The following is a 25,201-nucleotide window of genomic DNA, read 5'->3' as shown; positions in this document are numbered from 1 at the left end:
CACGCTACCACTATCCCCATGAGGAGTCATTTTTCACAAAAAAATGGGAGCGAATAATTCGCTCCCATCTTGTATAGATCCGTTGACTACCCTTCCTGATTTTCCCCGGCAGCCGGTTCGGCGCCGGCGACAGTTTCAATCTCGATGCGATCGACTCGCTGCAAGCCGCGGGGCAGCTTGGCGCCGCGGCGGCCGCGCTCGCCGCGGTAGTAGTCAAGATCAGAGGGCTTGAGGGTCAGCTTGCGCTTGCCGGCAAACAGAGTAACCGACTGGCCTTGCGGGATAACGGCGGCCATCACCACAAACTCCTCCCGCGCCTTCACGCGCGCCGAGGGGATGCTGATGAGCTTGTTGCCCTTGCCCTTGCCGAGCACCGGCAGGGTATTGAGCGGGAACAACAGCATGCGCCCCTCGTTGGAGATGGCCATGCAGAGATCGGTGTCCGGCGCGCCTATCTTCTGGGGCGCCATGACGATGCCCCCTTCCGGCACGGTGAGCAGCGCCTTGCCGTTCTTGTTCTTGCCAATGAGGTCGTCGTATTTGCAGACGAAGCCGTAACCGGCGTCGGAACAGATCAGATACGGTTCGCCCTCGTTGCCCATCACCAGATGACGCACCTCTTCGCCAGCGCCCAGCGCGAAGCGGCCGGTGAGCGGCTCGCCCTGACTGCGGGCCGACGGCAGGGTATGGGCCTCCAGCGAGTAGGTTCTCCCCAGGGTGGAGAGGAACACCGCCTGCTGGTTGCTGCGGCCATGGGCGTGGGCGAGATAGTTGTCCCCCGCCTTGTAGGAGAGGCCTTCCACATCCACGTCGTGGCCCTTGGCGGCGCGCACCCAGCCCTTGTCAGAGAGGATCACGGTGACCGGCTCACTCGGGGTGAGCTCTTTCTCGGTCAGGGCCACTGCGGTGGCGCGCTCCACCAGCGGGGTGCGGCGATCGTCGCCATACTTCTCGGCGTCCGCCAGGATCTCTTTCTTCAGCAGGGTGCTGAGACGGCGCTCGGAACCCAGGATCTGTTCCAGCTTGTCGCGCTCTTCCGCCAGTTCGTTCTGTTCGGCGCGCAGCTTGAACTCTTCGAGCTTGGCCAGGTGGCGCAGTTTGAGCTCGAGGATCGCCTCGGCCTGGGTCTCGCTGATGTTGAAGCGCTCCATCATCACCCGGCCCGGCTCCTCCTCGGTGCGGATGATCTCGATCACCTCGTCGATGTTGAGGTAGGCGATGAGCAAACCTTCGAGGATGTGCAGGCGGGCCAGCACCTTGTCGAGACGATACTGCAGGCGGCGGCGCACCGTCTCGCGGCGGAAGCTCAGCCACTCGGTGAGGATGGTCTTGAGATCTTTCACCTGGGGACGGTTGTCCAGACCCAGGATGTTGAGGTTGACCCGGTAGTTCTTCTCCAGATCCGTGGTGGCGAACAGGTGGGCCATCAGCCCCTCCACGTCCACCCGGTTGGAGCGCGGCACTATGACCAGACGGGTCGGGTTCTCGTGGTCCGACTCATCCCGCAGATCGGTGACCATGGGCAGCTTCTTGGCCACCATCTGGGCGGCAATCTGCTCCATGATCTTGGCGCCTGAGGCCTGATGGGGCAGCGCCGTGATGACGATGTCGCCATCCTCCTCACTCCACACCGCTCGCTGCTTGATGGAGCCCTTGCCGGTCTCGTAGATTTTGCGGATGTCGTCCCGCGGCGTGATGATCTCGGCGTTGGTCGGGTAGTCCGGCCCCTGCACATGGGCCATCAGGGCATCCAGGCCGGCATTGGGGTTGTCCAACAGTTCCACGCAGGCGTGGGCCACTTCCCGCGCGTTGTGGGGCGGGATATCGGTCGCCATCCCCACCGCGATGCCGGTCACCCCGTTGAGCAGGATGTGCGGCAGACGGGCGGGCAGCACCACAGGCTCTTTCATGGTGCCGTCGAAGTTCGGCGTCCACTCCACCGTGCCCTGTCCGAGCTCGGAGAGCAGCAGCTCGGAGAAGCGCGACAGCCGCGCCTCGGTATAACGCATGGCGGCGAAGGATTTGGGATCGTCCGGCGCACCCCAGTTGCCCTGACCGTCCACCAGCGGGTAGCGGTAGGAGAAGGGCTGGGCCATCAGCACCATGGCTTCATAACAGGCGCTGTCGCCGTGGGGGTGATATTTACCCAGCACGTCACCCACGGTACGGGCAGACTTCTTGTGCTTGGAGAGGGCCGACAGACCCAGCTCGCTCATGGCGTAGATGATGCGCCGCTGCACGGGCTTGAGGCCGTCGCCGATATGCGGCAGGGCCCGATCCATGATGACGTACATGGAGTAGTTCAAGTAAGCCTGTTCGGTGAAGGTGCGCATTGGCTGGCGCTCTACCCCGTCCAGACTGAGCTCGATAGCATCACTCATGTGATTATCTCTTTCGGTTCGGGAGCCGCCACAGGGCGACTCCGGCTAAATGCTTGCTGGCCCTGTCCGGGCCAGCCGATGGCTTGGATGATGACGAGAGCGGGCTGACCTAGATGATCGCGAGGTTGCCCTTCTCTTCCAGCCATTCACGGCGATCGCTCGCGCGCTTCTTGGCCAGCAGCATGTCCATCAGCTGCAGGGTCTCATCCCCCTCGTCCCCTTCGGCGCCCATGGTGAGTTGCACCAGGCGGCGGGTGTTGGGATCCATGGTGGTTTCCCGCAGCTGTTTCGGGTTCATCTCACCCAGGCCCTTGAATCGGGTCACCATCACCTTGCCCTTCTTCTTCTCGGCTTCGACCCGCTGCAGCACGCCGTTCTTCTCGTCCTCGTCGAGGGCGTAGTAGACCTCCTTGCCGATATCGATCCGGTAGAGGGGCGGCATGGCCACATAGACGTGCCCCTTCTCCACCAGCGCGCGGAAGTGTTTCACGAACAGGGCGCAGAGCAGGGTGGCGATGTGCAGACCGTCCGAGTCCGCATCCGCCAGGATACACACCTTGCCGTAGCGCAGGCCGGAGAGATCGTCCGAGTCGGGGTCGAGCCCGATGGCCACCGAGATGTCGTGCACTTCTTGCGAGGCGAGCACCTGACCGGCTTCGACCTCCCAGGTGTTCAGGATCTTGCCGCGCAGCGGCATGATGGCCTGAAACTCGCGATCTCGCGCCTGCTTGGCACTGCCGCCCGCGGAGTCACCCTCCACCAGGAACAGCTCCCCCTGCATGGGGTCGGCGCAGCCGCAGTCGGTCAGCTTGCCGGGCAGGGCCGGGCCCAGGGTGATCTTCTTGCGCACCACCGTTTTGGCGGCGCGCATCCGGCGCTGGGCGCTGGAGATGCAGAGCTCGGCCAGCTGTTCGGCCAGCTCGGTGTTGCTGTTCAAGTAAAGGCTGAAGGCATCCTTCACCACGCCGGAGACGAACGCCGAGCTCTGACGGGAAGAGAGCCGCTCCTTGGTCTGGCCGGCAAACTGCGGATCCTGCATCTTGATGGAGAGGATGTAGGCGCAGCGATCCCAGATATCCTCCGGGGTCAGCTTGACCCCGCGCGGCAACAGGTTGCGGAACTCGCAGAACTCGCGCATGGCATCGAGCAGGCCCTGACGCAGACCGTTGACGTGGGTACCGCCCTGGGCGGTGGGAATGAGGTTCACATAGGATTCGGCGAGGCATTCGCCCCCTTCCGGCAGCCAGCACAGGGCCCAGTCCACCGCCGACTGCTCGGTGCTGAAGGCGCCGACGAAAGGCTGCTCCGGCAGGCAGGTGAACTGCTTGACCGCGTCGACCAGGTAATCCTTGAGGCCGTCTTCATAGCACCACTCCAGCTTGATGCCGGTGTTCTTGTCGAGGAACTTGATGGTGAGGCCGGGGCAGAGCACCGCCTTGGCCTTGAGCAGGTGCTCCAGCTTGGAGACCGAGAAACGGGGCGAATCGAAGTAGTGGGCTTCCGGCCAGAAGCGTACTCGGGTGCCGGTGTTGCGGCGCCCGCAGGTGCCGGTGATGGTCAGCTCCTGCACCTTCTCGCCCTTCTCGAAGGCGATGTCGTAGACCTGGCCGTCACGGCGCACCGTCACCTCGACCCGCTCGGAGAGGGCGTTCACCACCGAGATACCCACCCCGTGCAGACCGCCGGAGAACTGGTAGTTCTTGTTGGAGAACTTGCCGCCCGCGTGCAGCTTGCAGAGGATCAGCTCCACCCCGCACACACCTTCTTCCGGGTGGATGTCGACCGGCATGCCGCGGCCGTCGTCGATCACCTCGAGGGACTGATCTTCATACAGGGTCACCTCCAGGGTACGGGCGTGGCCCGCCAGCGCCTCGTCGACGCTGTTGTCGATGACCTCCTGGCCAAGGTGATTGGGCCGGGTGGTGTCGGTATACATGCCGGGGCGGCGACGCACCGGTTCAAGGCCATTGAGGACCTCAATGGCATCCGCATTGTATTGAGTAGACATGGAGGGCCTTGCGAATTGACGTTTGGGGAGAATCTTACTCGTTGGGAGGGTATTGGACAAACCCGGCGGCGGCAAAGCTTGATCCGAAGGGGGTAAGTCGCCCCGCCGGCCCGTTCAGCGCGCCTCGGCAGCCACCGGCAGCGCCTGCTGCAACTGGGAGAGGGAGCTGTGCAGCCGCCACACCATACCGGCCAGCTCCCGCGCCGTCGGCTCCCTGTGGTTGGCCAGGGCCGCGCTGATCCGCTGCAGCTCGGCCAGGGTGCGATCCAGGGAGGCGTGCTGCACCCCCTGCTCGGTGAGGATCCCCTGCAGAGAGCGGATGCAGTTGTCACGCACCAGGTAGAGGGGCTGATCCTCGCCGCGCCACTGGCGCAGCTGCCAGACGATGTGGCTGCAGTTGAGCAGCACCACGCCCCAGCGCAGCACCCAGAGACGGGCGGTCTGATCCTGACTCTGGCTGAGCTGGCTGATGCAGTGGTAGATGAGCGATTCGAACTGGCTCTCGCTCTGGCGCGGGGCTGGCTCCAGCTGATCCATGAAGTGGCGGCGCAGGGAGCGGATGAGGCGGCGGCTCTTGCGCCGATCCGAGCTCGGTCGCAGCAGCTGGAACGCCAGTCCGGCGCCCATCACCCCCAGCGCCTGCCCCAGGCTGCCGTTGATGTACTGCAGGTAGTCGTAGCTCGGCGGATTGGTGATGGCGAGAAAGGAGCCGAGCAGCACGATGAGCTGGCCCCACAGCACCGCCTGCCTGGGCTGTTGCTGCTTGAACAGCTGCATGGTAATGAGCACGGGGAACAACAGGGTACAGAAGAGCCAGAAGTCGTCGAGGCGGATCATCAGGCCGAACTTGACCGCGAAGCAGATGAGGCTCAGCAGCAGGATCGCCTTGAGCATGGTGTTGGCACCCTTGGCGGGCGCCGGGGTGGCTGAGTAGAGCACGCAGCAGATGGAGAGCAGGGTCAGCGCCGAGCTGCCCGCATCCCACTGGCTGTGGATCCAGAAGGCGCAGCCGAGCAGCACGCAGAGGAAGGTGCGCCCGCCGTTGTAGGCCGCCTCCAGCGTGTCGGTGTGGCTGGTGAGCGAGGAGTGGCGCGGCGGCGCCGGCCACTCCTGATCGTCGTAACGGGCCAGCCGATCCAGCCAGCGCTGACACTCCAGATAGCTCCAGCAGAAGTGGCGCAGCCGCCGCCAGAAGGTGTGCAGCCGGTAGTCGCTGGCCGCCGTCGGCGCCAAGGGGGCCAGCAACCGGGCGATGCGGTACTTGTCGCAGCCGGGCTGGCCCAGCTCGGCCAGCAGTCGCTCCAGCAACGCCTGCAGCCCCTCCGGTTGCGCCGGCCAGTTGTGCAGCATGCGGCGCTGGCTGGAGATGAGGCTGATGAGCCGCAGCTGGCGGTGCAGCAGGAAGTTGAGCAGCTTGTTGTGGCGGCGCAGCCGGTGGTGACTCCAGACAGCCTGGATGCGCAGCACGTTCATGGTGAGGATCTGGCCGATCAGCCCCTCGTGGGCGGTGCGCACCTCCGGGCTAGCCTCCCCCAACCAGAGCAGCTGGGCATGCTCCAGCAGGCGGGCCTGGGTCTTGTGCAGCGACTGCAGCAGGGTCTCGCCATCGGAGGTGCTGGGCAGGATCATCATCAACAGGCCGCCGCAGAGGATGCCGATGATCACCTCGCTCACCCGCGCCTGGGCGATGTCGAAGATGTGTTGCGGGTCGGTCACGTTGACGCAGGAGAAGGCGATGATGGCGGCGGTGTAGCCCGCCAGCGCAAAGGCGTAGGAGACGTTGTTCTGATGGTGGTTGGAGATGTAGGTGCAAAGCGCCAGCCAGAGCGCGATAAGAAAGCTGAACAGCCAGGGATCGCTGATGCCAAGGCCGGTGATCACCACCGCCGCCATGGCACCAATCAAGCTGCCCACCACCCGCCCCAGACTCTTGCTGATGACCCCGCCCACGGTGGGAAAGCTCACCACGGCGGCTGAGGTCATCGCCCAGTAGGGGGAGTCCAGCTCCAGCACGAAGGCCAGCCAGAGCGACAGGCACATGGCCAGGCTGTTGCGCAGGGCGTAGCGCCACTGGCCGCCATTGGCCTTGCCCCAGGGAGTCTGGCGCCAGAGCGAGGCGACCACCTTACTCCCCTATGGTGATGGTGCAGGTGGTGCCTGCGATCAGCGTCAGCTCGGGCGGCACCTCCAGCAGCTTGATCCGCACCGGCACCCGCTGGGCCAACCGCACCCAGGGCACATTGGGTTTGACGTCCAGCAGCAGGTTGTCGGCCCCCTCCACGCTCTGATCGTGGATGGCGCGCCCTATGCTCTCCACCTCGCCACGCAGCCGCTGCTCCCCGCTGTAGAGCACCACCTCGGCCGGTTTGCCCGGCGCTATGTGTCTGAGCTTGGTCTCCTCGAAGTAGCCCTGCACGTAGAAGGAGTGGATGTCCACCAACGCCACCAGCGGCACGCCGGCGCTGGCATAGTTGCCGACCCGGGTCTGCAGGTTGGTGATGTAACCGTCGCTCGCGGCATGCACCCGGGTCTTGGCCAGCGACCATCTGGCCTGCTCCAGATTGGCCTGAGCCACCTGGTAGGCCGCCCTCATCGCCTGGGCGTTGAGGCGGGCCTCATCCACCGCCTCGGCGGAGATGACGCTGCGCGACAGGCCGCTGCGCCGGCTCGCCTCGTGCTCCGCCTTGTCGAGATCCGATTTGGCCTTGGCCAGCGCCGCCTGGGCGTTGTCCAGCGCGATCCGGTAGGGCTCGGGATCCAGGGTAAAGATCTCCTCCCCCGCCTTGACCAGCTGGTTGTCTTTCACCGCTATCTTGATGATCTTGCCCGACACCTCGGGGGTGATGCTGACCAGCTCGGCCCTCACCTTGCCATCCCGGGTCCAGGGCCCCTGCATGTAGTAGTTCCACAACCACCAGCCCGCCGCCAGCGCCAGTGCGCAGACCAGCAGGGTGGAGAAGTATTTGAGGGTCGCGAGGGGTGATTTAGCCATGTAGCAATATCCATAGGGCGCCGCTGACGGCGAGGATAAACAGGGAGAGATCCATCAGCAGGGGATGCCAGACATCCCCGCCGTAGAACCAGTCACGCAGCAGGTGGTGCACCGGCAGCCAGCCCAGCAGACCGAGCAGGACCGCCTTGAACAGGGGCGGAAAGTAGAGAGAGGCGCCCAGGATCAGATCCGGCAGGGCTGAAGTTGTCACAAGCGGGCTCCCTGTTGGCAAGCGAGATAATGCGGACTCAAGGCCCGCCCTGCGGCGGGTCTGGCAAGACTATCACAGCCCCGCAGGACGCTACAGAAGCAGATGAGACCCTGCAGGTCAGACCAGCCGATCCACCGGATGGTTGATGCCGTCGAGCAGCGGCACCTCGCCCAGCTCGAATGGATTGACCCCTTCGAGGCAGGCGAGGTTGTAACCATACTGGGCCGGATTGGAGCGACGCTGATGGTGGGTATAGATACCGCAGATGCTGCAGAAGTAGTGTTTGGCGGTGCGGGTATTGAACTGGTAGCAGCGCAGCACCTCCTCCCCCTGCAGGATGCGGATGTCGGAGAGCGGCACCGAAGCGACGATGGCGCCCCGCCGCCGGCAGAGCGAACAGTCGCAGCGGCGCGGATCCACCACGCCGTCCGGCAGGGTCAACTCCAGCACCACTGCGCCGCAGTGGCAGCTGGCCTTGTGTCGCTCCTGGATGGGGGTATTGCCGATGCGCTTGATCATGCTGTCTCCTTGCAGACGGGTTCAGGTTCCGAGCCAATCAATCAAACAGGGTATCTCGCCGCCCCTGCAGCAGATGGTCATAAAGGGTCCGCAGCTGGGACGCCACAACCCGATGGCGGGAGAGCGGGGGCAAGTCGTCGATGGAGAAGTACCCCGCCCCTTTGGTTTCATCGGTTTCGCCCAGCAGCTGGCCACCGGTCACCTCGCACAGGAAGAAAGCCTTGTGGGCGTGGGGCAGCTGAGGTGGATGGGGGTGCTTGAGCTTGTCGAACAACGCCAGCAGCTGCACGGCCCGGCATTCGAGGCCGGTCTCCTCCACCACTTCGCGCACCACGGCCCCCGCCGGCGAGTCACCGATGTCGCACCAGCCCCCCGGCAGCGTCCAGCAGCCATCGCTGCGCTCCTGCACCAGCAGGATATGGCCCGCATCGTTCTGAATGAAGGCCCGCGCATCCAGCTTGGGGGTGGGATAACCGCTATCGAGGGCGATCCAGTCGCCGATGGCTTCCGGAGCCAGCTCGCTCTGGCTGGTGATGAGCGCCACAGTGGCGGCGCGCAGCGCCTCGAAGCGGCCGATATCGAAGGGATCCTTGGAGTAGGTGAGGCCCGCCTGCGCCGTGGCCAGCACCTGTTCCAGAAAGGCGGCCAACGGCGGTTGCATTATTAAAGCCCGAGGAAACGGACGATCTGGGCGGGGTAGCGTTCGAACGCCACAAAGGCGTGGTCGCCACCGCACTCCAGCGAGAGGCGGGCAAAACGGTATTCGTCCAGCGCCTTGCGGTAGTCGAGCACCTCATCCTCCTGCTGTTGCAGTACCCAGAGTCGCTCGGGGGCGCTCACCGGTACTGCCAGCGCCCGCAGCTCATCCATGTGTTCAGGCAGCAGTTGATACTGCTCCCCCGTGTAGGGGTTGGTCTGGGGGCCGAGGTAGTCGCAGAGCAGCTCGTGCGGGCGCACCGCCGGGTTGATCAGGGCGGCGCGGCAGCCATATCGCTCGCTGACCCGGGTCGCCATAAAGCCGCCGAGGGAGCTGCCCACGGCGCCAAACGTGAATGCGCTGCCATAACGGCTCTGCAGATCGGCAATGGTCTGCTCGATGGCCGCCCAGGCCGCCGCCGGGGTGTTGGGCTGGGCCGGGATCACCACCTCGATATCGGGCCTGTGCTCGGCCACCCAGGCCGCCATCTGCTGCGCCTTGGCGGAGCCGGGCGAGGAGTTGAAACCGTGCAGGTAGAGGAGTACGGGCTTCATGGCAACTCCTCAATAACCGGTGGCATCGGGGTCGGGCACGAACTGCCCCACCGGCAGACGCCACACCTGGCTGGCGATGCGGCCATCCGGGTAGAGGGTGAGGTAGCGCCAGCCCGGGCCGGATTCGTCCAGCGCGAAGCCATCAGAGAGCGGTTTGAACTGGATGCAGGTGGAGGGGCTGGCGATCAGCCGCACCCCGCGGTGCACCTCGTCAAACTCCTGGTGGACGTGGCCGAACAGAATGGTCTTCTGCTGCGGGTGGCGGGCCAGCACGGCAAACAGGTCGTCGGCATTCTTGAGATTGTGCTGATCGAGCCAGGCGCAACCCACCGGCACCGCCTGATGATGCAGGGCGATCAAGGCATGGCGCTCGGGATGCTGGCGCAGCGCCTGATCCAGCGCCGCCAGCTGGTGATCCCCCAGCACCCCGTGGGGTTTGCCGCGCACCTGGGTATCCAGCAGGATCACCTGCCAGTGTTCGCCCACCAGCTGCTTGGCCTCGCTGATGCCGGCCGCATGCAGGTATTCGGTCATCAAAGGACCGTCGTCGTGGTTGCCGGGCAGCCAGTAGATGGGGCGTGCCAGCGGCGCCATCATGGAGGCGAAACGCTGGTAGGACTCCGGGCTGTGATCCTGGGAGAGATCCCCGGTAGCGAGGATCAGATCGAACGGGTGGTCATTGGCCTGCACCCGTTCCAGCACGGCAGCCAGGCTCTCGGCAGTGCGCACGGCCAATAGCCGCCCCTCGGCACTCGCGAAGAGGTGGGTGTCGGTAATTTGCAACAGGCGCACACTGCCGTCCTGCGCCTGGGGTAGCTCTGTTTCCAAAATCACGCTTCTTTTTATGAGTTCAACTAGAGGATGTTTATCAGGCTGGTACCATGTCTGAGACAAAATTTTAGCCAATCGGCCAGAAACAGGTTTACCTGCTCCTTTTCATCCCGCTGGTGCATATTTTTATTGGGATAATCATAACGTGGTTGCAACCTTGAAATCTGTTGCGCCGCACACACTTCCGCCATCCGCACGTCATGGTACAAACGAATCTCTATCCGGGCCTGCAAATAACTCGGCAATTCCGGGTTGTGCTGGGCCAGGATCACCTGGCTGGTGAAGCGGCTCTCCTCGCTCACCGTGAGCTGGAACTGCAGGCCGTTGCCCACCTGATAACGACGTTCGGCGCCGACACTGCCGCCTGGGGGCAGCAGCTTCATCAGGGTCATGTAGTTGACCTCGCAGGTACGCTGCAAGGACATCAGATCAGGCACATAGCGCTTGGCCTGGGTATGAACGAGCGCCACCTCAGCGCTCCGCCAGCCAGCGGGCGCGCAGCTCGCCGTGGTTGAGGGCCAGCCACTGCAGGGCGATGACGGAGGCGGCGTTGTCGATGCGCCCCTCTTTGAGCCAGGCATAGGCCTGCTCGCGGCTCACCACGTGGACCCGGATGTCTTCCCCCTCTTCCGCCAGACCGTGGATCCCCTCGGCCTGGCTGGCATCCACTTCGCCCACGTAGACTTCGATCCGTTCGGTGCTGCCGCCCGGGCTCACCAGATAGCTGATGGCGTGCTCGCAGCGACCGACCTCGATGCCCGCCTCTTCCACCGCTTCGCGCCGCACCACGGCCTCGGCGGTCTCCCCTTCATCTATGATGCCGGCCACCAGCTCCAGCAGCCAGGGGGTGGCGCTGGTTTCGATGGCGCCGATGCGAAACTGCTCCACCAGAACTATCTGATCGCGTACCGGGTCGTAGGGCAACAGGGCGGCGGCATGGCCACGCTCGAACAGCTCGCGGACAATGGGCTCGTTCCAGCCTCCCGCAAACAACTTGTGTTGCAGACGATAGATGTTCACCTTGAAGAAGCCGTTATATCCCGATGATTTATCGATGATTTTTACGTCATCGGCAGAGTAGTGACGGGTTTGGGGCAAGGCTTGCTGCGACATACGAGACTCCCACCAGCTTGACTTGGCTCGGTTAGACCATAAAATCCGGGAACATGAATGAACATTCATTCACTCGCTCCCGTCGGAGAAGAGGGATGGATTTTAGCAGCCACAGGGCATTTGGCTAGGCGCGAGGGGGAGAAAACTCACCCTCGTCCTTGACGTTCCTGTCGCTGGAAAAGAGACAGTTAGCATAAAATTTTGCTTATAGTAGAGTGATTAAGCTGAAATCAAGCTTGCTCAATGACAATACCCTCCTTCATCCAGCGACAGCTTTGGGTTAATACATAAGGTTAAAACGATCTATGAAAAGAACACTCTTGTCAGCCATGGTGTTGTTGGGCGTCAGCGCCGGCGCCCATGCCGAAAACCTGCTCGATATCTACCAACAGGCCCAGATCAAGGATACCCAGCTGCTGGAATCCAAAGCCAAGCGCGACCAGGCCTTCGAGAAGATCAACGAGTCCCGCGCCGCCCTCTTGCCGCAGATCAACCTGGGTGCCGGGCTGAACTACCTGCAGAACAAGGGTGACACCCAGACCAACAGCAACGCCACCGGTTCCCTGTCGCTGGATCAATCCATCTACCGCCGCAGCAACTGGGTCAACCTGAGCCTGACCGAGAAGAGCGCCACCCAGTCCGACGTGGCCTACAACCTCGAGATCCAGAACCTGATGCTGCGTACCGCCCAGGCCTACTTCAACGTGCTCAAGGCGATGGATACCCTGGAATTCGTGCGCGCCAACAAGGCCGCGGTGGAACGTCAGCTGGAACAGACCCAGCAGCGCTTTGAAGTGGGCCTGACCGCCATCACCGACGTGCACGAAGCCGAGGCCGAGCGCGACCAGGCGCTGGCGGACGAGATCAACGCCGAGAACACCCTGGACAACAGCTACGAGAGCCTGCGTGAGCTGACCGGTATCGACCACCGTCAGCTGGACGTGCTCAACACAGATCGCTTCAGCCCGCAGAAGACCCCGTTCAACTCCGACAAGTGGCTGGAGCTGGCACTGGACAAGAACCTGCAACTGCACAGCGCCCGCATCGGCAAGGATATCGCCAAGGAACAGATCGATCTGGCCAAGACCGGTCATGAGCCGACCCTGGATCTGGGCGCCGGCCTCTCCAGCACCTACAGCGACTACAAGGACGAGATCCGCAACCCGGAGAGCAACGCCAATCAGGCCAACATAGGTCTGAACTTCAAGCTGCCGCTCTACACCGGCGGGGCGACCACCTCCCAGGTCAAGCAGTCCCAGTTCAACTACGTGGCCGCCAGCGAGCAGCTGGAGCGCAGCTTCCGCAACGTGCAGAGCACGGTGCGCTCCTCCTACAACAACGTGAACGCCAGCATCGGCTCGGTCCGCGCCTACGGCCAGTCCGTCATCTCCGCCGACAGCGCCCTGAAGGCGACCGAAGCGGGCTACGAGGTCGGCACCCGCACCATCGTCGACGTGCTGGACTCCACCCGCAAGCTGTACCAGGCCAAGCAGAAGCTCTCCGAGGCCCGCTACAACTACATCCTCAGCATCCTCTCCCTCAAGCAGGCCGCCGGCACGCTGGAACAGAAGGATCTGGAAGACGTAAACCAGGGGCTGATGCCCGCCAGCCAGGCCAAGAGTAAATCCTGAGCCGCTTGATGGCAGCAAAAAGGCGACCCCATGGTCGCCTTTTTCATCTCTGGCCTGCGAGATTCGGCGAGCTCGAATCGCCGTCCAGCTCCCGCCGCTGAGCATAAAAAAACCCGGCCTTAGCCGGGTTTTCGCTTATCCGCGTTCGCGGATGGTCTTGATGATGTCGGTGGTGGAGCAGCCATCCTCGAAGTTGAGGACCCGCACCTCGCCGCCGTTGGCGGTCACCTCGGCATAGCCGGCAATCTCTTCCGGCTTGTAGTCGCCGCCCTTGACCAGCAGGTCCGGCAGCACCTCGGCGATCAGCCGCTGCGGGGTCTCCTCGGAGAAGGGCACCACCCAGTCCACGGCCCCCAGCGCGGCCAGCACGGCCATCCGGCGCTCGGTCGGATTGACCGGACGACCCGGCCCCTTGAGGCGGCGCACCGACTCGTCGGTGTTGACCGCCACGATCAGGCGATCCCCCAGCTTGCCGGCATTGGCCAGGTAGGAGACGTGACCTGCGTGCAGAATGTCGAAACAGCCGTTGGTCATCACCACCTTCTCGCCACGCAGGCGGGCGGCCTGCACGGCAATCTTGAGCTGGGCTTCGGACATGACGCCAAAACCGGTCTCCTGCTCGGTGTAGAGCGCATTGGCGAGCTCCACCGGGCTGACGGTGGAGGTCCCCAGCTTGCCGACCACGATGCCGGCGGCGGTGTTGGCCAGGGCACAGGCTTCGTCCAGGCTCTTGCCGGCGGCCAGCGAGGTGGCCAGGGTGGAGATGACGGTATCACCGGCACCGGTCACGTCATACACCTCGTGGGCCTGGGCCGGCAGATGCAGCTCGGGCTGACCTTCGCGGATCAGGGTCATGCCGTTTTCGGAACGGGTGACCAGCAGGGCCTCCAGCTCGAAGCGCTTGACCAGCTCCAGCCCCTTGGCAACCAGCTCCTCTTCGCTCTTCACCTTGCCCACCACAGCCTCGAACTCGGACATGTTGGGGGTCAGCAGGGTGGCGCCGCGGTACTTTTCGAAATCGGTTCCCTTGGGATCGACCAGTACAGGGATGCCGGCGGCGCGGGCACGCTGGATCATGCCGGGCACGTCGTTGAGGGCGCCCTTGCCGTAGTCGGAGAGGATCATCACGTCGCTGTTCGGCAGCGCCTGCTCCACCTTGCCCATCAGCAGGGTGGCATCCACATCGTGGAAGGCCTCTTCGAAATCGAGGCGCAGCAACTGCTGGTTGCGCGACAGCACCCGCAGCTTGGTGATGGTCGGATAGTCGGCCAGACGAACGAAATCACAGGCGACCTTGACGCCAGCCATCTGGCCAGCCAGGGCATCGGCAGCCTCATCCTGACCGGTCAGGCCCAGCAGCACGGCGTGAGCCCCCAGGGCGGCGGAGTTGAGCGCCACGTTGGCGGCGCCACCCGGGCGCTCCTCAATGTGTTCGACCTTGACCACGGGCACCGGTGCCTCGGGCGAGATCCGGCCGGTAGGGCCATGCCAATAACGGTCCAACATGACATCGCCAACGACCAGAATGCGGGCTTTTTCAAACTCGGGCAGGGTGATCTTCATCTGTATCGACTCTCAAAACCTGAAAAATCAGCCGCCGATTTTATCACACTCTTTTATTGGGTGTGAAAAAAGCGCAAAGGCGCCGCTTGGTGCTTTTCAGCTCTGACCAGGGCAGAGGCCATTCGCACCCGGACCCGCTTTTCGGCTAGAATCCCCCGATTGCGAGTAAAACGATCCGCTCTGGATATCCACGTGCCTTTATCGCCTCCCCTTATCCGGCCGGGTCTTCCCTGCCCATGGCGATTGCGAACAAGAGACTTTTCATGGCCCACGACAATGCTCCCCGTCTAGAACCCCGCCTGTTTCATCCCCGTTACTGGGCCAGCTGGTTCGGCCTCAGCCTGCTCTGGCTGCTGGTGCTGCTGCCCTGGCGCAGCCAGATGTGGCTGGGTCGCCAGCTCGGCAACCTGGCCCGCAAGGTTTTGAAATCCCGCGTCAAGGTTGCCCGCCGCAATCTGGAGCTGGCGATGCCCGAGCTGAGCCGGGATCAGCGCGAGACGCTGCTCAAGCAGAATTTCGAGAGCGTGGGCTGCGCCATCTTCGAGGTGGGCATGGCCTGGTTCTGGCCAGACTGGCGGATGCGCAACCTGATGAAGGTGGAAGGGGAAGAGCACGTCATCGCCGCCATGGAGAAGGGTCAGGGCATGCTGCTGCTCTCCTGCCACTTCCTGACGCTGGAGCTCAACGCCCGCTGTTTCGGCCTGGTGCGACCCGGGGTCGGCGTCTATCGCCCCAACACCAATCCGGTGCTGGAGTATGCCCAGTATCACGGCCGCTGCGCCTCCAACAAATACCTGGTGGACCGGATGGACGTGAAGGGGATGATCAAGGCGCTGCGCAACGGCGATGCGCTCTGGTACGCACCGGATCACGACTACGGCAGCCATGCCAGCGTGTTCGTGCCCTACTTCGCGGTAGAACAGGCCGCCACCATCACAGGCACCGCCACCCTGGCGCGGGTGAAGAACACCGTCACCCTGCCCTGCTACAACATCCGCACCAGCGAGGGTTACACCCTGCATATCGGGGCGCCGCTCGCCGACTATCCGAGTGGCGACGACCTGGCCGATGCGACCCGAGCCAACCGCGAGATCGAGGCCGCCGTGCGCAAGGCGCCGGAGCAGTACATGTGGCTGCACCGCCGCTTCAAGACCAGGCCCAACCCGGAGGATGCGGGTTACTACTGAGCCAATCAGTGCAGAAAGCCGCCGAAAGGCGGTTTTTTCTGGCCTGTCGCCGGTAAAGGGTTTTCATTCGTGGCTGAATATTTTATTAATGGCCCTGCCGAGCGGCGGGCCCCGGCCCGCCTGCAATACCAATAACGAAGGGAAGCGAACATGAAAGCCACTCTTTTGCTGGGCGCCCTGTGCGCATTGACCGGCTGCAGCCAGCAGAGCCACACAGTCCACCTGACCTCCCTCCCCTTAAGCGATCTCAAGGAAGTGAACGCCCAGTGGAGCCCGCTCACCCGGATGGAGTCCCGCTACCCCAGAGAGGCCATCCTAGCGGAGCAGACCGGCTGCAGCTCCCTCGAGTACGTGATTAGTCCAGCGGGGCGGGCCGAGCAGATCCGGGTGCTGGAGAGCAGCGACCCACAGTTCAGCGATGCCGCCATCGCCGTGTTGCAGCAGTGGCAATGGCAGGCCACCGCCGCCAACCCGCAGCACACCCCGGTCAAATCCCGCACCCGCTTCGAATTCTGCATCGAACACAACGGCCAGCCCTGCGACACCAGTGCACTGGAACAGCGCTGTCAGGGGGAAGACGTGGTGCGCAGCACCGGGCTGGTCTACACCCAGGTCTGATCCGGCCCCGATTGCCTGCCGGCGACGCGCCCATCGCCAACCAAAGAAAAAGGTGAGCCAGGCTCACCCTTTTTTGCATTGCAGGCGCGACACAGTTCAGCTCATCCACCTTGCCGGTGCAGCCAGGCGGCGATGGCCAGTTGCAGGCCCACGTAATCGGCCTGCAGAAACAGCGCCGGCAACGCCTGCTGCCAGTCGGCCTGCCCGGCGACCAAGGCCAGCCGCTGCCCGAGCCGGGTCAGGCTGTCGAGCCAGGCCGGGCTCGGCAACAGGTCGGCCGCCTCGGCAACCAGATCCATCCCCAGGCGCAGCTGCTGCAACGCCAGCGTCTGCTGCGCGGCGTCCGTCTGCTCCAGCCAGAACTGTTCATGGTGCTGCCAATGCCGCAGACCCAGGGTGATGCGTGCTACAGCACTCAGCTCGATAGCCGCGGGCAGGGATTGCAGGGCCAGCGGCTTGCCAAGCCCCGCCAGCCGATACCCGCGCTGGGCCTTGGACTGAGCCCCGAGGCGCAGGCCACCCAGCCCGGCCAGCTGCTCAGCCAAGCCAAACAGGGCGCTCGCCTCGCCAGATTTGAGCTCCAGCTCCAGCTCGTCGATGGGGCTCTTACCGAGCACGCCGACAATCTCCCCCTGATCCCAGGCCAGCTCGATTTCGGCCCCCTCGAAGGCGATCAGCCAGTGGCGACGCAGAAAGTCGGTGCGAAACTGGGCCACCAGGGCGCCCTGGATCCCGTCGCGCACCGCCAGGCTTGGCCAGATCGCATCGGGGAAGGCGGCCAAGGCAGGCAGATCGCCCTCGACGGGGGCATTGTATTCGGGTCTGGCATGCAATCCGCCCACCACCTGACCCCGACATTTAATCGTCTGTTCGGCAAAATCATCGCTGCGACGAATTCGCAATCCCATTTCGAGTCGGCGTAAATCCAGCGCGGGCGTATCAAAATAGACATTGCCGAGCTCGGCTTGGGAGCTGGATATAATTTCCAGTGAATTCAGAAGGTTGAAAAAAGGCTGTCGAATATCTCGGGAGACAAAAAACTTTATCTCGATCTCAGTTTGCATAGTCATTCCGGGCTGGCAGGCAACTTTGGGGGGCGTGATGCTAAGCGCGAGGATATAATGCCTGCGATACATCAGGATTAATTCACGGTTTTATTGATGGCGCAGTTCGGTTACCATGCGCCCCTCATAAAATCGTATCGAGTGTTTTTTCACCGACACAGGTTTGGCCATGCCAGTAAATACTATTTTGGGGCTTTTTGCCAAGTCCCCCATCAAGCCGCTGCAGAAGCATATCGTCAAGGTTCACCAGTGCTCCCAGCAGTTGGTTCCCTTCTTTGATGCCGTTGCCGAAGACCGTTGGGAAGATGCCGAGAAGATCCGGCAACAGATTGCCCAGCTGGAGAAAGAAGCGGACATCCTCAAGCGTGAAATCCGTCTGAAGCTGCCCCGTGGTCTGTTCCTGCCGGTCGCCCGTACCGACCTGCTCGAACTGCTGACCCAGCAGGACAAGATCGCCAACCGTGCCAAGGATATTTCCGGCCGCATGCTTGGCCGCAAAATGGAATTCCCCTCCGAGATGCGGGCCGATTTCATGGCCTATCTCAAACGCTGTATCGATGCGACCGCCCAAGCCGAGAAAGCCATCGGAGAACTCGATGAGCTGCTCGAAACCGGCTTTAAAGGACGTGAAGTTGAAATGGTTGCCGAGATGATCCACCAGCTGGATCTTATCGAGGACGATACTGACACCATGCAGATCGGGCTGCGCCAACAGCTGCAAGCCGTTGAGCAGAAATACAATCCGATCGACGTTATGTTCCTCTACAAGATCCTCGAATGGGTAGGTGACCTGGCAGATCAGGCCGAGCGTGTAGGCGCCCGTCTGGAACTGATGCTGGCTCGTTCGTAATCGACTGACTGGGTAAAACACTGAATGGACATTATCGCGAATTACGGCACCACTCTGGTGCTCGTGGCGGCCTTGTTCGGCTTTTTGATGGCCTGGGGCATTGGCGCGAATGACGTGGCCAACGCCATGGGCACGTCGGTCGGCACCAAATCCCTGACCATCCGTCAGGCGATCATCATCGCCATGATCTTTGAATTTGCCGGTGCCTATCTGGCCGGTGGTGAAGTCACCGCCACCATCCGCAACGGCATCATCGACAGCAACGCCTTTGCCGCCACTCCGGATCTGCTGGTGCTCGGCATGATCGCCTCCCTGCTGGCCGCCGGCGCCTGGTTGATCCTGGCCTCCTACTTCGGCTGGCCCGTCTCCACCACCCACTCCATCATCGGCGCCATCGTCGGCTTCGCCGTGGTGAGCGTGGGCCCGGAAGCGGTGCAGTGGAGCAAGTTCGGCGGCATCGTCGGCTCCTGGGTGGTCACTCCGGCCATCTCCGGCGTCATCGCCTACTTCATGTTCATCAGCGTGCAGAAGCTCATCTTCAACACCGATGATCCCCTCAACAACGCCAAGCGCTACGTCCCCTTCTACATGTTCCTGACCGCGCTGGTGATCTGCCTGGTCACCATCAAGAAGGGGCTGACCCACGTCGGTCTGCACCTGAGCGATGGCGAGGGTATCCTGCTCTCCGTTGCCATTTCCATCGCAGTGGCCTTTGCCGGCTGGATCTACATTCGCGGCCAGCAGTACAACCCGCAGGATGACAGCAAGATGCACTTCGCCAACGTGGAGAAGGTGTTCGGCATCCTGATGATCATCACCGCCTGTGCCATGGCCTTTGCCCACGGCTCCAACGACGTGGCCAACGCCATCGGTCCGCTCTCCGCGGTCGCCTCCATCGTGGCGGCCGGCGGCGAGATCGGCGGCAGTTCCCACATCGCCTGGTGGATCCTGCCGCTCGGCGGCATCGGCATCGTGATCGGTCTGGCCACCATGGGCGAGAAGGTGATGGCGACCGTCGGCACCGGCATCACCCACCTGACCCCGAGCCGTGGCTTCGCCGCCCAGCTGGCCACCGCCGCCACCGTGGTGATCGCCTCCGGTACCGGTCTGCCCATCTCCACCACCCAGACCCTGGTCGGTGCTGTCATGGGCGTGGGTCTGGCCCGCGGTATCGCGGCCCTGAACCTGGGCGTGCTGCGCAACATCGTGGTCTCCTGGGTCATCACATTGCCTGCGGGTGCCATCCTGGCCATCGCCATCTTCTACGTGCTGCAGATCTGCTTCTCCTGAGGCGCACCGCAGTGAAAAGCCCGGGTCATTGACCCGGGCTTTTTTATCTCGGCGCGCTCATCCACACCTTGGGGACGCGAGCAACTTGCATCACCCGCCCGGCAGGCGCAGACTGTTTGGCCTTGTTTCGACTCAAGGCTCTCATCATGACACCAGCCATCAACCTGCTGAAAAAGCTCAAGATCCCCCACAAGCTCTACCCCTACGAGTGCGAAGCCCACGACGACTTCGGCAAGCATGCTGCGACCCAGCTCGGCCTGCCGGAAGCCCAGGTGTTCAAGACCCTGATCGCCCATCACGACAAACAGGCGGTGGTGGCCATCGTCCCCTCGTCCGGCCTGTGCAGCCTCAAGCAGCTGGCCAAGGCCACCGGTCTCAAGAAGGTGGAGATGATGAAGCCGGCGGAGGCCGAGAAGCTCACCGGCTACAAGGTGGGCGGCATCAGCCCGCTGGCCCAGAAGAAGCTGCTGCCCACCGTGCTCGACGACTCGGCCATGCAGTTTGACGAGATCCTGGTGAGCGGCGGCAAGCGCGGCCTCTCGGTCGGGGTAGCCCCCGCCGACATGCTGCGCCTGATGAAGTGGATTGCCGCCCCCATCGGCGAGCACCATGAATAACGCCTGAAATGACAGGGGCCCCGCTAGCGGGGCCTCGTATGTCTTGTCACGGCAACTGACCATCGCCACGACAAGCGGTGGTCAGTTCAGACAACCGCAACCGCTGCCTGCCGCGCTCATCGAAGTTGTCGGGCGCCAGCCAGCGCGCAAAGCAATCTTGCAGCGCCGGCCACTCACTGTCGATCACCGAGAACCAGGCGGTGTCCCGCGTCCGTCCCTTGTCCACCCGGTTCTGGCGAAAGGTCCCCTCATAGCTGAAACCGAGCCGCAGCGCCGCCTGCCAGGAGGGCTTGTTCAAGGCATTGCACTTCCATTCGTAACGACGGTAGCCGAGGGCGAAGGCATTGGCCATCATCAGCGCCATGGCCGCCGTCGCCAGCCTTGAGCGCTGCAGGGCGGGGGAAAAGTGCAGCCAACCCACCTCTATGCTGCCGGCCAGAGGGTCGATGCGCAGGTAGCTGGCCAGCCCCAGCGGCAGTTCGCCATGCTCGTCGAAGATGGTGTAGAACTGGGGGTCTGTCTTGGCGGCGCACTCTCGCAGCCAGACCAGCATATCCGCCTCTGTTGCGTAAGGGCCTGTGGTCAGATAGGTCCACATGGCCCCGCTGTCGGCACTGAAAGCCTGCCACAGGCCCGGGCCGTGACGCTCGGGATCCAACGGCTCCAGCCGGCAGCCCCAGCCGTTGAGCGTGCGGCGGGGCGGAAACTCGGCGCCCCGCCAGTCGGGCAGCGGCGCTCCGACCGGCTGGTCGAACTCGTTCAGATGGATATCAGCAGCCACAGGCAATCCCTCCCGTTTGCAGCACGCCCGGTTCGCTACCAGTAGCGACCGCAAAACCGTCCTGCCGCCACCAGTGCAGGCCACCGATCAGCTCCTTGACCTGAAAACCGAGCGCCGCCAGCTTGCAGGCACCCCGGGTCGAACCGTTGCAGCCGATGCCGTCGCAATAGCAGACATAGACCTTGTCCCGCGCCAGCGCGGCCGTGCTGGCCGGGTTCATGGTGGCATGGGGGAAGCTGATGGCACCGGGGATGTGTCCCTCGGCGTAGTGACCGGCAGAGCGGGTGTCGATGACCACGATCCGCTCTTCGCCGGCCAGCAGATCGGCGGCCAGATCCGCCGGGTCGGTGCGAAAGGCCAGCTGGGCCTCGAAGAAGAGGCTGGCCTGTTCGGCACTGGCCAGCCCGCTGCTCAATACATGACTCATAGTGACGCTCCTTGTACTCACACCCGGATCCGGGTGGTGATGACTGTAGTGACCGAGTTGGCGATGAAACACTCCTCGTGGGCCTGGTGGTGCAACTGCTCAAGCACGGCCAGATCCGGCTGGCGTTCGCCGCCGAACTGCACCAGCGGCTGCAAGGTGACCCGGGTGATGGCCTGACGACCACGGGCATTGGCTTCCATGATGCCCACCGCCTCGTCCCGGTAGCTCTCCACCCGATAGCCCGCCCTGGCCGTCAGCCAGAGGAAGGTGAGCATGTGACAGCTGGAGATGGCCGCGACGAAGGCCTCTTCCGGGTCGACGTGCTCGGCCACCGACCAGGGCAACGGCACCACGTGGGGTGACGAGGAGGCGGGCACCCTGACGCCGCCGTCGAACTCCCACCAGTGGGCCCGGCTGTAGCGTTGATCGACGAAGGGCTCGCTAGCCCCGCGCTGCCAGCTGATGGTGGCGCTGTACTCCGACATGCAGACTCCTTTCATTGCCAATCGTTGTGGATCCCGAACCTTGAGCCTCAATGTAGCGACATAATGGCCTTGCCACGCCGACCAATTTTGCCAATATGAGCAGACCAATTAGCGCCCGGGAGCTCCCCATGCCTGCCCTGCCCACCCTGTTTGCCACCCAGCAAGCCAGCGATCTGCCGCTGCACGAACAGCTGGTGCGCACCCTGCGCTCGGCCATGCTGGCCGGCCACCTGCCCCAGCACAGCCGGCTGCCCGCCAGCCGCATGCTGGCCGCCGATCTGGGGGTCTCTCGCAGCACGGTGGAGCTGGCCTATGGCCGGCTGGAGGCTGAGGGCTATCTGGTGCGCAAGGTGGGGGCCGGCAGCTTCGTGGCGCTGGCCGCGGTCTCCCCGACTCCGCGCCCGCCCCAGTCGGCGGCCGGTCTGTCGCGCCGTGGTCAGGAGATGGCCGACAGCGGCGCCTGCCACGACGTGCCCGAGGTGGGCCGCTCCTTTGCCTCCAGCCAGCCGGATCCCCGTCTCTTCCCCCAGGCCCTGTGGGGCCGGCTGATGCAGCAGCAGTGGCGCCGGCACGCCGGTGACTGGATGAACTACGGGGATCCGCAGGGGCTGGAGGCGCTGCGCGGCGCCATCAGCAGCTATCTGGTGCAGTCGCGCGGCGTGGTGTGCGAGCCGGATCAGATCCTGATCCTCACCAGCTCCCAGCAGGGGATCCTGCTGGCGACCCAGCTGCTGATCGATACCGGCGATACCGTCTGGGTGGAGGATCCCGGCTACCCCGGGGCCCGCACCGCCATGGAGAGTGCCGGCGCCCGGGTGCACCCGGTGCCGGTGGATGAAGAGGGGCTCAACCCGCAGGGGAAACATCCGGCGCCACGGCTCATCTACACCACGCCGGCCCACCAGTATCCCCTCGGCGTGCCCATGAGCCTGCCGCGGCGGATGGCGCTGCTGGCCGAGGCCGAGCGGCACGGCGCCTGGATCCTGGAGGACGACTACGACGGCGAGTACCAGTACGATCAGCGGCCGCTCCCCGCCCTGCAGGGGTTGGATGGTCAGGGACGGGTGCTCTACGTGGGCACCTTCAGCAAGGTGTTGTTCGGCTCGCTGCGCCTCGCCTACCTGGTGCTGCCCAGACCGCTGATGGAATCCTTCTGCCGGGCCCGGGCCGCGGTCGACGGCCACAGCAACCAGCTGCTGCAGGCGGTCACCGCTGACTTCATCCGCGCCGGCCACTTCGCCACCCACCTGCGCCAGAGCAGGTTGGTCTATCAGAGCCGCCGCGACCTGCTGCTGGCCGAGCTGGCCAGCCACTGCCCCGCCCTCACCCCCATTCACAGCGGGGCCGGCCTGCAGTGCGCCGTGCGGCTGCCCCCCGGCGGCGAGGCGCGCTGGACAGAGGCTGCCAACACCGAGGGGCTGGGGCTGCGTCCCCTCGGCCAGTTCTACCTGGGCCCGCCGACGCAGGAGGGATGGCTGCTCGGCTTTGCCTCCCTCGACAACCAGACCCTGCGCCGTCTCTGCCGCCGGCTGGGCAGCCTGCTGGCAAGCGACCGGCACGCCTGAACGGCTGGGGGCCGAACTATAATGGATGAAACAAAATCATAGAGCCTAGCCTGGATGTATAGACTCCTGTTCCTGCTTCTCTCCCTCTTCCTCTCCTCCACGTCGTTGGCGGCGACCCGCTTTACCTATATCAGCCCGGAGAGCGAGAAGGATCCGCGCATGACCTATGACAGGGAGCTGCTCCGCCTCGCCCTCGACAAGACCCGCGACACCTTTGGCGATTATGAGCTGCAACCAGCGCCGCCCATGACCAAGGCTCGGGTCCGGCTCAGTCTGGAGCTCAACAGCTTTACCAACCTGTTCGCCATGGACAGCTACAGCAGCGCGCGGGACGAGAAAGGGCTGGCCTATGTCCGCTTTCCTGTCCATCTCGGCATCGTCAGCTACCGCATCTGTTTCGTCAGCCCAGGCCAACAGGCGGCCATGGCACAGGTGCACGACCTCGAGGGGTTGCGTCGCTTCAGCTTCGGTCAGGGCAAGGGCTGGCTGGACGTGGAGATACTGCGCCATGCAGGCCTCAAGGTGGTGGAGGTCGACGGCTACGAGATGCTGTTCAAGATGGTGGCTCGCGGCCGCTTCGATCTCCTGTGCCGCGGGGCGAGCGAGCTGCGCAGCGAACTGCTGACCCACAAGGAGATCAAGGGGTTGAAGATGGACAGCTCCCTGCTACTCTACTATCCGCTGCCCAGGGTCTTCTATACCAATGCCGCCAACGGCGAGGCCATGAGACGGGTGGAGACGGGGCTGCAGCAAGCCTGGCAGGATGGTTCGCTGCAAGCCTTGTGGCGCCGCAGTTTCGGCCCTGCCATCGCCTTCGCCGGGCTCAAGCAGAGGCGTATGCTGAAGCTGGAGAACCCTTTCCTCAAGGGCATCAACTTCGATTACCAGCACTACTTCTACAACCCGGTGACGGATCGCTTCGGCAAGCCCTGATGAGACTCAGCCCTGCTCGCGGCAGAGCGCCAGCCAGGCCTCGGCGGTGCGGGAGAGATAGCGCTCGCTCGGCCATATCACCCCGAGCCGCCAGCTCAGCTCCGGCACCAGCGGCCTCAGCACCAGGCCGTCCGGCGTCAGCCGGCGGCAGATGGGCTCGGGCAAAAAGGCGACCCCCATGCCGCTGCGCACCATGGCGGTGAGAAAGTCCCACTGGCTGCTGCGCGCCGCCACCTGAGGCTCGAAACCGGCCGCCCGGCACGCCTGCTCCAGCCGCTCGCTCAGGGTGAAGGCCTGGGTGTAGAGCAGGAAGGGCTCGTCCCGCAGCGCCTCCAGCCGGATCTCGCCGCAATCCCGCCAACGCGGCAGATCGGGCAGCACCACCTGAATGGGGTACTGGTCCAGCTCCAAGACGCTCAAAGCCCCCTCCTCCCTGGTCGGCAGCATGGTGATGGCGAGATCCAGCTCCCCTTCCAGCACCGCCTGCTCAATGCGCCGGCCACCATACTCGACGATGGAGAGCTCGACCTTGGGATAGCGGCTGCGATAGGCGCGGATCAGATCCGCATAGACGTGACCCACCATGGGCGGAATGCCGAGGGCCAACCGGCCAAATTGCAGGCTCTGCAGATCGGCGAGCTCCGCCTCCAGCTGCTGCATTTCGGCCAGGATGGTCTGGGCCCGGTTGAACAGCACCCGGCCGCTGTCGGTCAGGGTGAAGCGGCGTCCCGCGCGGCTCAGCAGGGGCTGGCCCAGCTCCTCCTCCATGTTGCGGATCATCTTGCTGATGGTGGGCTGGGTGACGAACAGTTTCTCGGAGGCGCGGGTGAAGCTCTGTTCCCGCACCAGTTCGACAAAGTAACGCAGGGCGCGGATGTCCATGA

The 25,201-nt window shown here is 63.8% G+C and carries 25 protein-coding genes; 8 read left to right on the top strand and 17 right to left on the bottom strand.

Annotated elements, in window-relative coordinates:
- Positions 1–86: 86 nt before the first annotated feature.
- From parC to nudF, 11 genes are all read right to left on the bottom strand, one after another.
- The gene (parC, locus tag AB5Y81_RS08645; RefSeq protein ID WP_268037554.1) at positions 87–2,381 is read right to left on the bottom strand and encodes a DNA topoisomerase IV subunit A; all 2,295 of its coding nucleotides are present in this window, start codon (positions 2,379–2,381) and stop codon (positions 87–89) included.
- 109 nt (positions 2,382–2,490) lie between these two features.
- Entirely contained in the window at positions 2,491–4,389 is a 1,899-nt protein-coding gene (gene parE / locus AB5Y81_RS08640) for a DNA topoisomerase IV subunit B (RefSeq protein WP_279485246.1), read from the bottom strand.
- A gap of 114 nt (positions 4,390–4,503) precedes the next feature.
- Complete coding sequence (locus tag AB5Y81_RS08635; protein ID WP_368146628.1) at positions 4,504–6,513, bottom strand: FUSC family protein; 2,010 nt, start codon at positions 6,511–6,513, stop codon at positions 4,504–4,506.
- 1 nt (position 6,514) lies between these two features.
- Positions 6,515–7,381, bottom strand: coding sequence for an HlyD family secretion protein (locus AB5Y81_RS08630; RefSeq protein ID WP_279485245.1), 867 nt, complete (start codon positions 7,379–7,381; stop codon positions 6,515–6,517).
- Positions 7,374–7,592, bottom strand: a complete 219-nt coding sequence (locus AB5Y81_RS08625) for a DUF1656 domain-containing protein (protein ID WP_279485244.1) — start codon at positions 7,590–7,592, stop codon at positions 7,374–7,376. Before AB5Y81_RS08625 ends, AB5Y81_RS08630 begins: the two co-directional genes overlap by 8 nt.
- A gap of 117 nt (positions 7,593–7,709) precedes the next feature.
- Positions 7,710–8,111 carry a GFA family protein gene (locus AB5Y81_RS08620; protein ID WP_279485243.1) on the bottom strand — a complete coding sequence of 134 codons (402 nt, stop codon included), beginning with the start codon at positions 8,109–8,111 and terminating at the stop codon, positions 7,710–7,712.
- A gap of 37 nt (positions 8,112–8,148) precedes the next feature.
- Positions 8,149–8,772 (bottom strand): NUDIX hydrolase, encoded by a 624-nt coding sequence (locus AB5Y81_RS08615; protein WP_267996177.1) that lies wholly within the window; start codon positions 8,770–8,772, stop codon positions 8,149–8,151.
- 2 nt (positions 8,773–8,774) lie between these two features.
- Positions 8,775–9,362, bottom strand: a complete 588-nt coding sequence (locus AB5Y81_RS08610; RefSeq protein ID WP_279485242.1) for a YqiA/YcfP family alpha/beta fold hydrolase — start codon at positions 9,360–9,362, stop codon at positions 8,775–8,777.
- 9 nt (positions 9,363–9,371) lie between these two features.
- Positions 9,372–10,190, bottom strand: a complete 819-nt coding sequence (gene cpdA / locus AB5Y81_RS08605; RefSeq protein WP_017778369.1) for a 3',5'-cyclic-AMP phosphodiesterase — start codon at positions 10,188–10,190, stop codon at positions 9,372–9,374.
- A gap of 26 nt (positions 10,191–10,216) precedes the next feature.
- Positions 10,217–10,663, bottom strand: a complete 447-nt coding sequence (locus AB5Y81_RS08600) for a DUF1249 domain-containing protein (protein ID WP_005305333.1) — start codon at positions 10,661–10,663, stop codon at positions 10,217–10,219.
- 1 nt (position 10,664) lies between these two features.
- Positions 10,665–11,306 carry an ADP-ribose diphosphatase gene (gene nudF, locus AB5Y81_RS08595; protein WP_026139168.1) on the bottom strand — a complete coding sequence of 214 codons (642 nt, stop codon included), beginning with the start codon at positions 11,304–11,306 and terminating at the stop codon, positions 10,665–10,667.
- Positions 11,307–11,611: 305 nt separating this feature from the next.
- Here nudF and tolC point away from each other — a divergent pair, with 305 nt between their 5' ends.
- Positions 11,612–12,937, top strand: a complete 1,326-nt coding sequence (tolC, locus tag AB5Y81_RS08590) for an outer membrane channel protein TolC (protein ID WP_026139169.1) — start codon at positions 11,612–11,614, stop codon at positions 12,935–12,937.
- Positions 12,938–13,072: 135 nt separating this feature from the next.
- Here the strand turns inward: tolC and hldE are convergent, their stop codons facing one another.
- Positions 13,073–14,500, bottom strand: coding sequence for a bifunctional D-glycero-beta-D-manno-heptose-7-phosphate kinase/D-glycero-beta-D-manno-heptose 1-phosphate adenylyltransferase HldE (gene hldE / locus AB5Y81_RS08585; protein ID WP_010636035.1), 1,428 nt, complete (start codon positions 14,498–14,500; stop codon positions 13,073–13,075).
- 263 nt (positions 14,501–14,763) lie between these two features.
- On the opposite strand from hldE, the gene lpxL reads away from it, so the two are divergent.
- Both lpxL and AB5Y81_RS08575 read left to right on the top strand, forming a co-directional pair.
- Positions 14,764–15,687, top strand: a complete 924-nt coding sequence (gene lpxL, locus AB5Y81_RS08580; RefSeq protein ID WP_017765370.1) for an LpxL/LpxP family Kdo(2)-lipid IV(A) lauroyl/palmitoleoyl acyltransferase — start codon at positions 14,764–14,766, stop codon at positions 15,685–15,687.
- A 150-nt stretch (positions 15,688–15,837) separates the two neighbouring features.
- Positions 15,838–16,305 (top strand): energy transducer TonB, encoded by a 468-nt coding sequence (locus AB5Y81_RS08575; RefSeq protein ID WP_065018742.1) that lies wholly within the window; start codon positions 15,838–15,840, stop codon positions 16,303–16,305.
- A 101-nt stretch (positions 16,306–16,406) separates the two neighbouring features.
- Here the strand turns inward: AB5Y81_RS08575 and AB5Y81_RS08570 are convergent, their stop codons facing one another.
- Positions 16,407–17,369 (bottom strand): inorganic triphosphatase, encoded by a 963-nt coding sequence (locus tag AB5Y81_RS08570; RefSeq protein WP_201990289.1) that lies wholly within the window; start codon positions 17,367–17,369, stop codon positions 16,407–16,409.
- Between the two features lie 169 nt (positions 17,370–17,538).
- Here AB5Y81_RS08570 and AB5Y81_RS08565 point away from each other — a divergent pair, with 169 nt between their 5' ends.
- From AB5Y81_RS08565 to ybaK, 3 genes are all read left to right on the top strand, one after another.
- A complete protein-coding gene (locus tag AB5Y81_RS08565; protein WP_005305357.1) occupies positions 17,539–18,219 on the top strand; it encodes a TIGR00153 family protein in 681 nt (226 codons plus the stop codon).
- A gap of 24 nt (positions 18,220–18,243) precedes the next feature.
- Positions 18,244–19,509: an inorganic phosphate transporter gene (locus AB5Y81_RS08560; RefSeq protein ID WP_005305360.1), complete on the top strand. Its 1,266-nt coding sequence runs from the start codon at positions 18,244–18,246 to the stop codon at positions 19,507–19,509.
- 146 nt (positions 19,510–19,655) lie between these two features.
- Positions 19,656–20,126: a Cys-tRNA(Pro) deacylase gene (gene ybaK, locus AB5Y81_RS08555; RefSeq protein WP_005305363.1), complete on the top strand. Its 471-nt coding sequence runs from the start codon at positions 19,656–19,658 to the stop codon at positions 20,124–20,126.
- A gap of 46 nt (positions 20,127–20,172) precedes the next feature.
- Here ybaK and AB5Y81_RS08550 read toward each other — a convergent pair whose 3' ends face one another.
- Genes AB5Y81_RS08550 through AB5Y81_RS08540 form a run of 3 tightly spaced genes read right to left on the bottom strand, consistent with a single transcriptional unit; the run spans position 20,173 to position 21,819 of the window.
- A complete protein-coding gene (locus tag AB5Y81_RS08550) occupies positions 20,173–20,907 on the bottom strand; it encodes a GNAT family protein (RefSeq protein WP_279485241.1) in 735 nt (244 codons plus the stop codon).
- Positions 20,897–21,334, bottom strand: coding sequence for a rhodanese-like domain-containing protein (locus tag AB5Y81_RS08545; RefSeq protein WP_025201106.1), 438 nt, complete (start codon positions 21,332–21,334; stop codon positions 20,897–20,899). Before AB5Y81_RS08545 ends, AB5Y81_RS08550 begins: the two co-directional genes overlap by 11 nt.
- A 17-nt stretch (positions 21,335–21,351) precedes the next feature.
- Positions 21,352–21,819 (bottom strand): OsmC family protein, encoded by a 468-nt coding sequence (locus AB5Y81_RS08540; protein ID WP_279485240.1) that lies wholly within the window; start codon positions 21,817–21,819, stop codon positions 21,352–21,354.
- A gap of 128 nt (positions 21,820–21,947) precedes the next feature.
- On the opposite strand from AB5Y81_RS08540, the gene AB5Y81_RS08535 reads away from it, so the two are divergent.
- Both AB5Y81_RS08535 and AB5Y81_RS08530 read left to right on the top strand, forming a co-directional pair.
- Positions 21,948–23,384, top strand: coding sequence for a PLP-dependent aminotransferase family protein (locus AB5Y81_RS08535; protein WP_279485239.1), 1,437 nt, complete (start codon positions 21,948–21,950; stop codon positions 23,382–23,384).
- A 54-nt stretch (positions 23,385–23,438) separates the two neighbouring features.
- A complete protein-coding gene (locus tag AB5Y81_RS08530; protein WP_019839009.1) occupies positions 23,439–24,317 on the top strand; it encodes a hypothetical protein in 879 nt (292 codons plus the stop codon).
- Between the two features lie 6 nt (positions 24,318–24,323).
- Here the strand turns inward: AB5Y81_RS08530 and AB5Y81_RS08525 are convergent, their stop codons facing one another.
- Positions 24,324–25,199, bottom strand: a complete 876-nt coding sequence (locus AB5Y81_RS08525; RefSeq protein ID WP_017782498.1) for a LysR family transcriptional regulator — start codon at positions 25,197–25,199, stop codon at positions 24,324–24,326.
- Positions 25,200–25,201: the final 2 nt, after the last annotated feature.

Origin of the sequence: Aeromonas sp. s2, assembly GCF_040907935.1 — a bacterium.
GTDB lineage: Bacteria > Pseudomonadota > Gammaproteobacteria > Enterobacterales > Aeromonadaceae > Aeromonas > Aeromonas dhakensis.
Note: the sequence above shows the minus strand (reverse complement) of the source record. Positions and strands in the feature narration are given on the sequence as shown.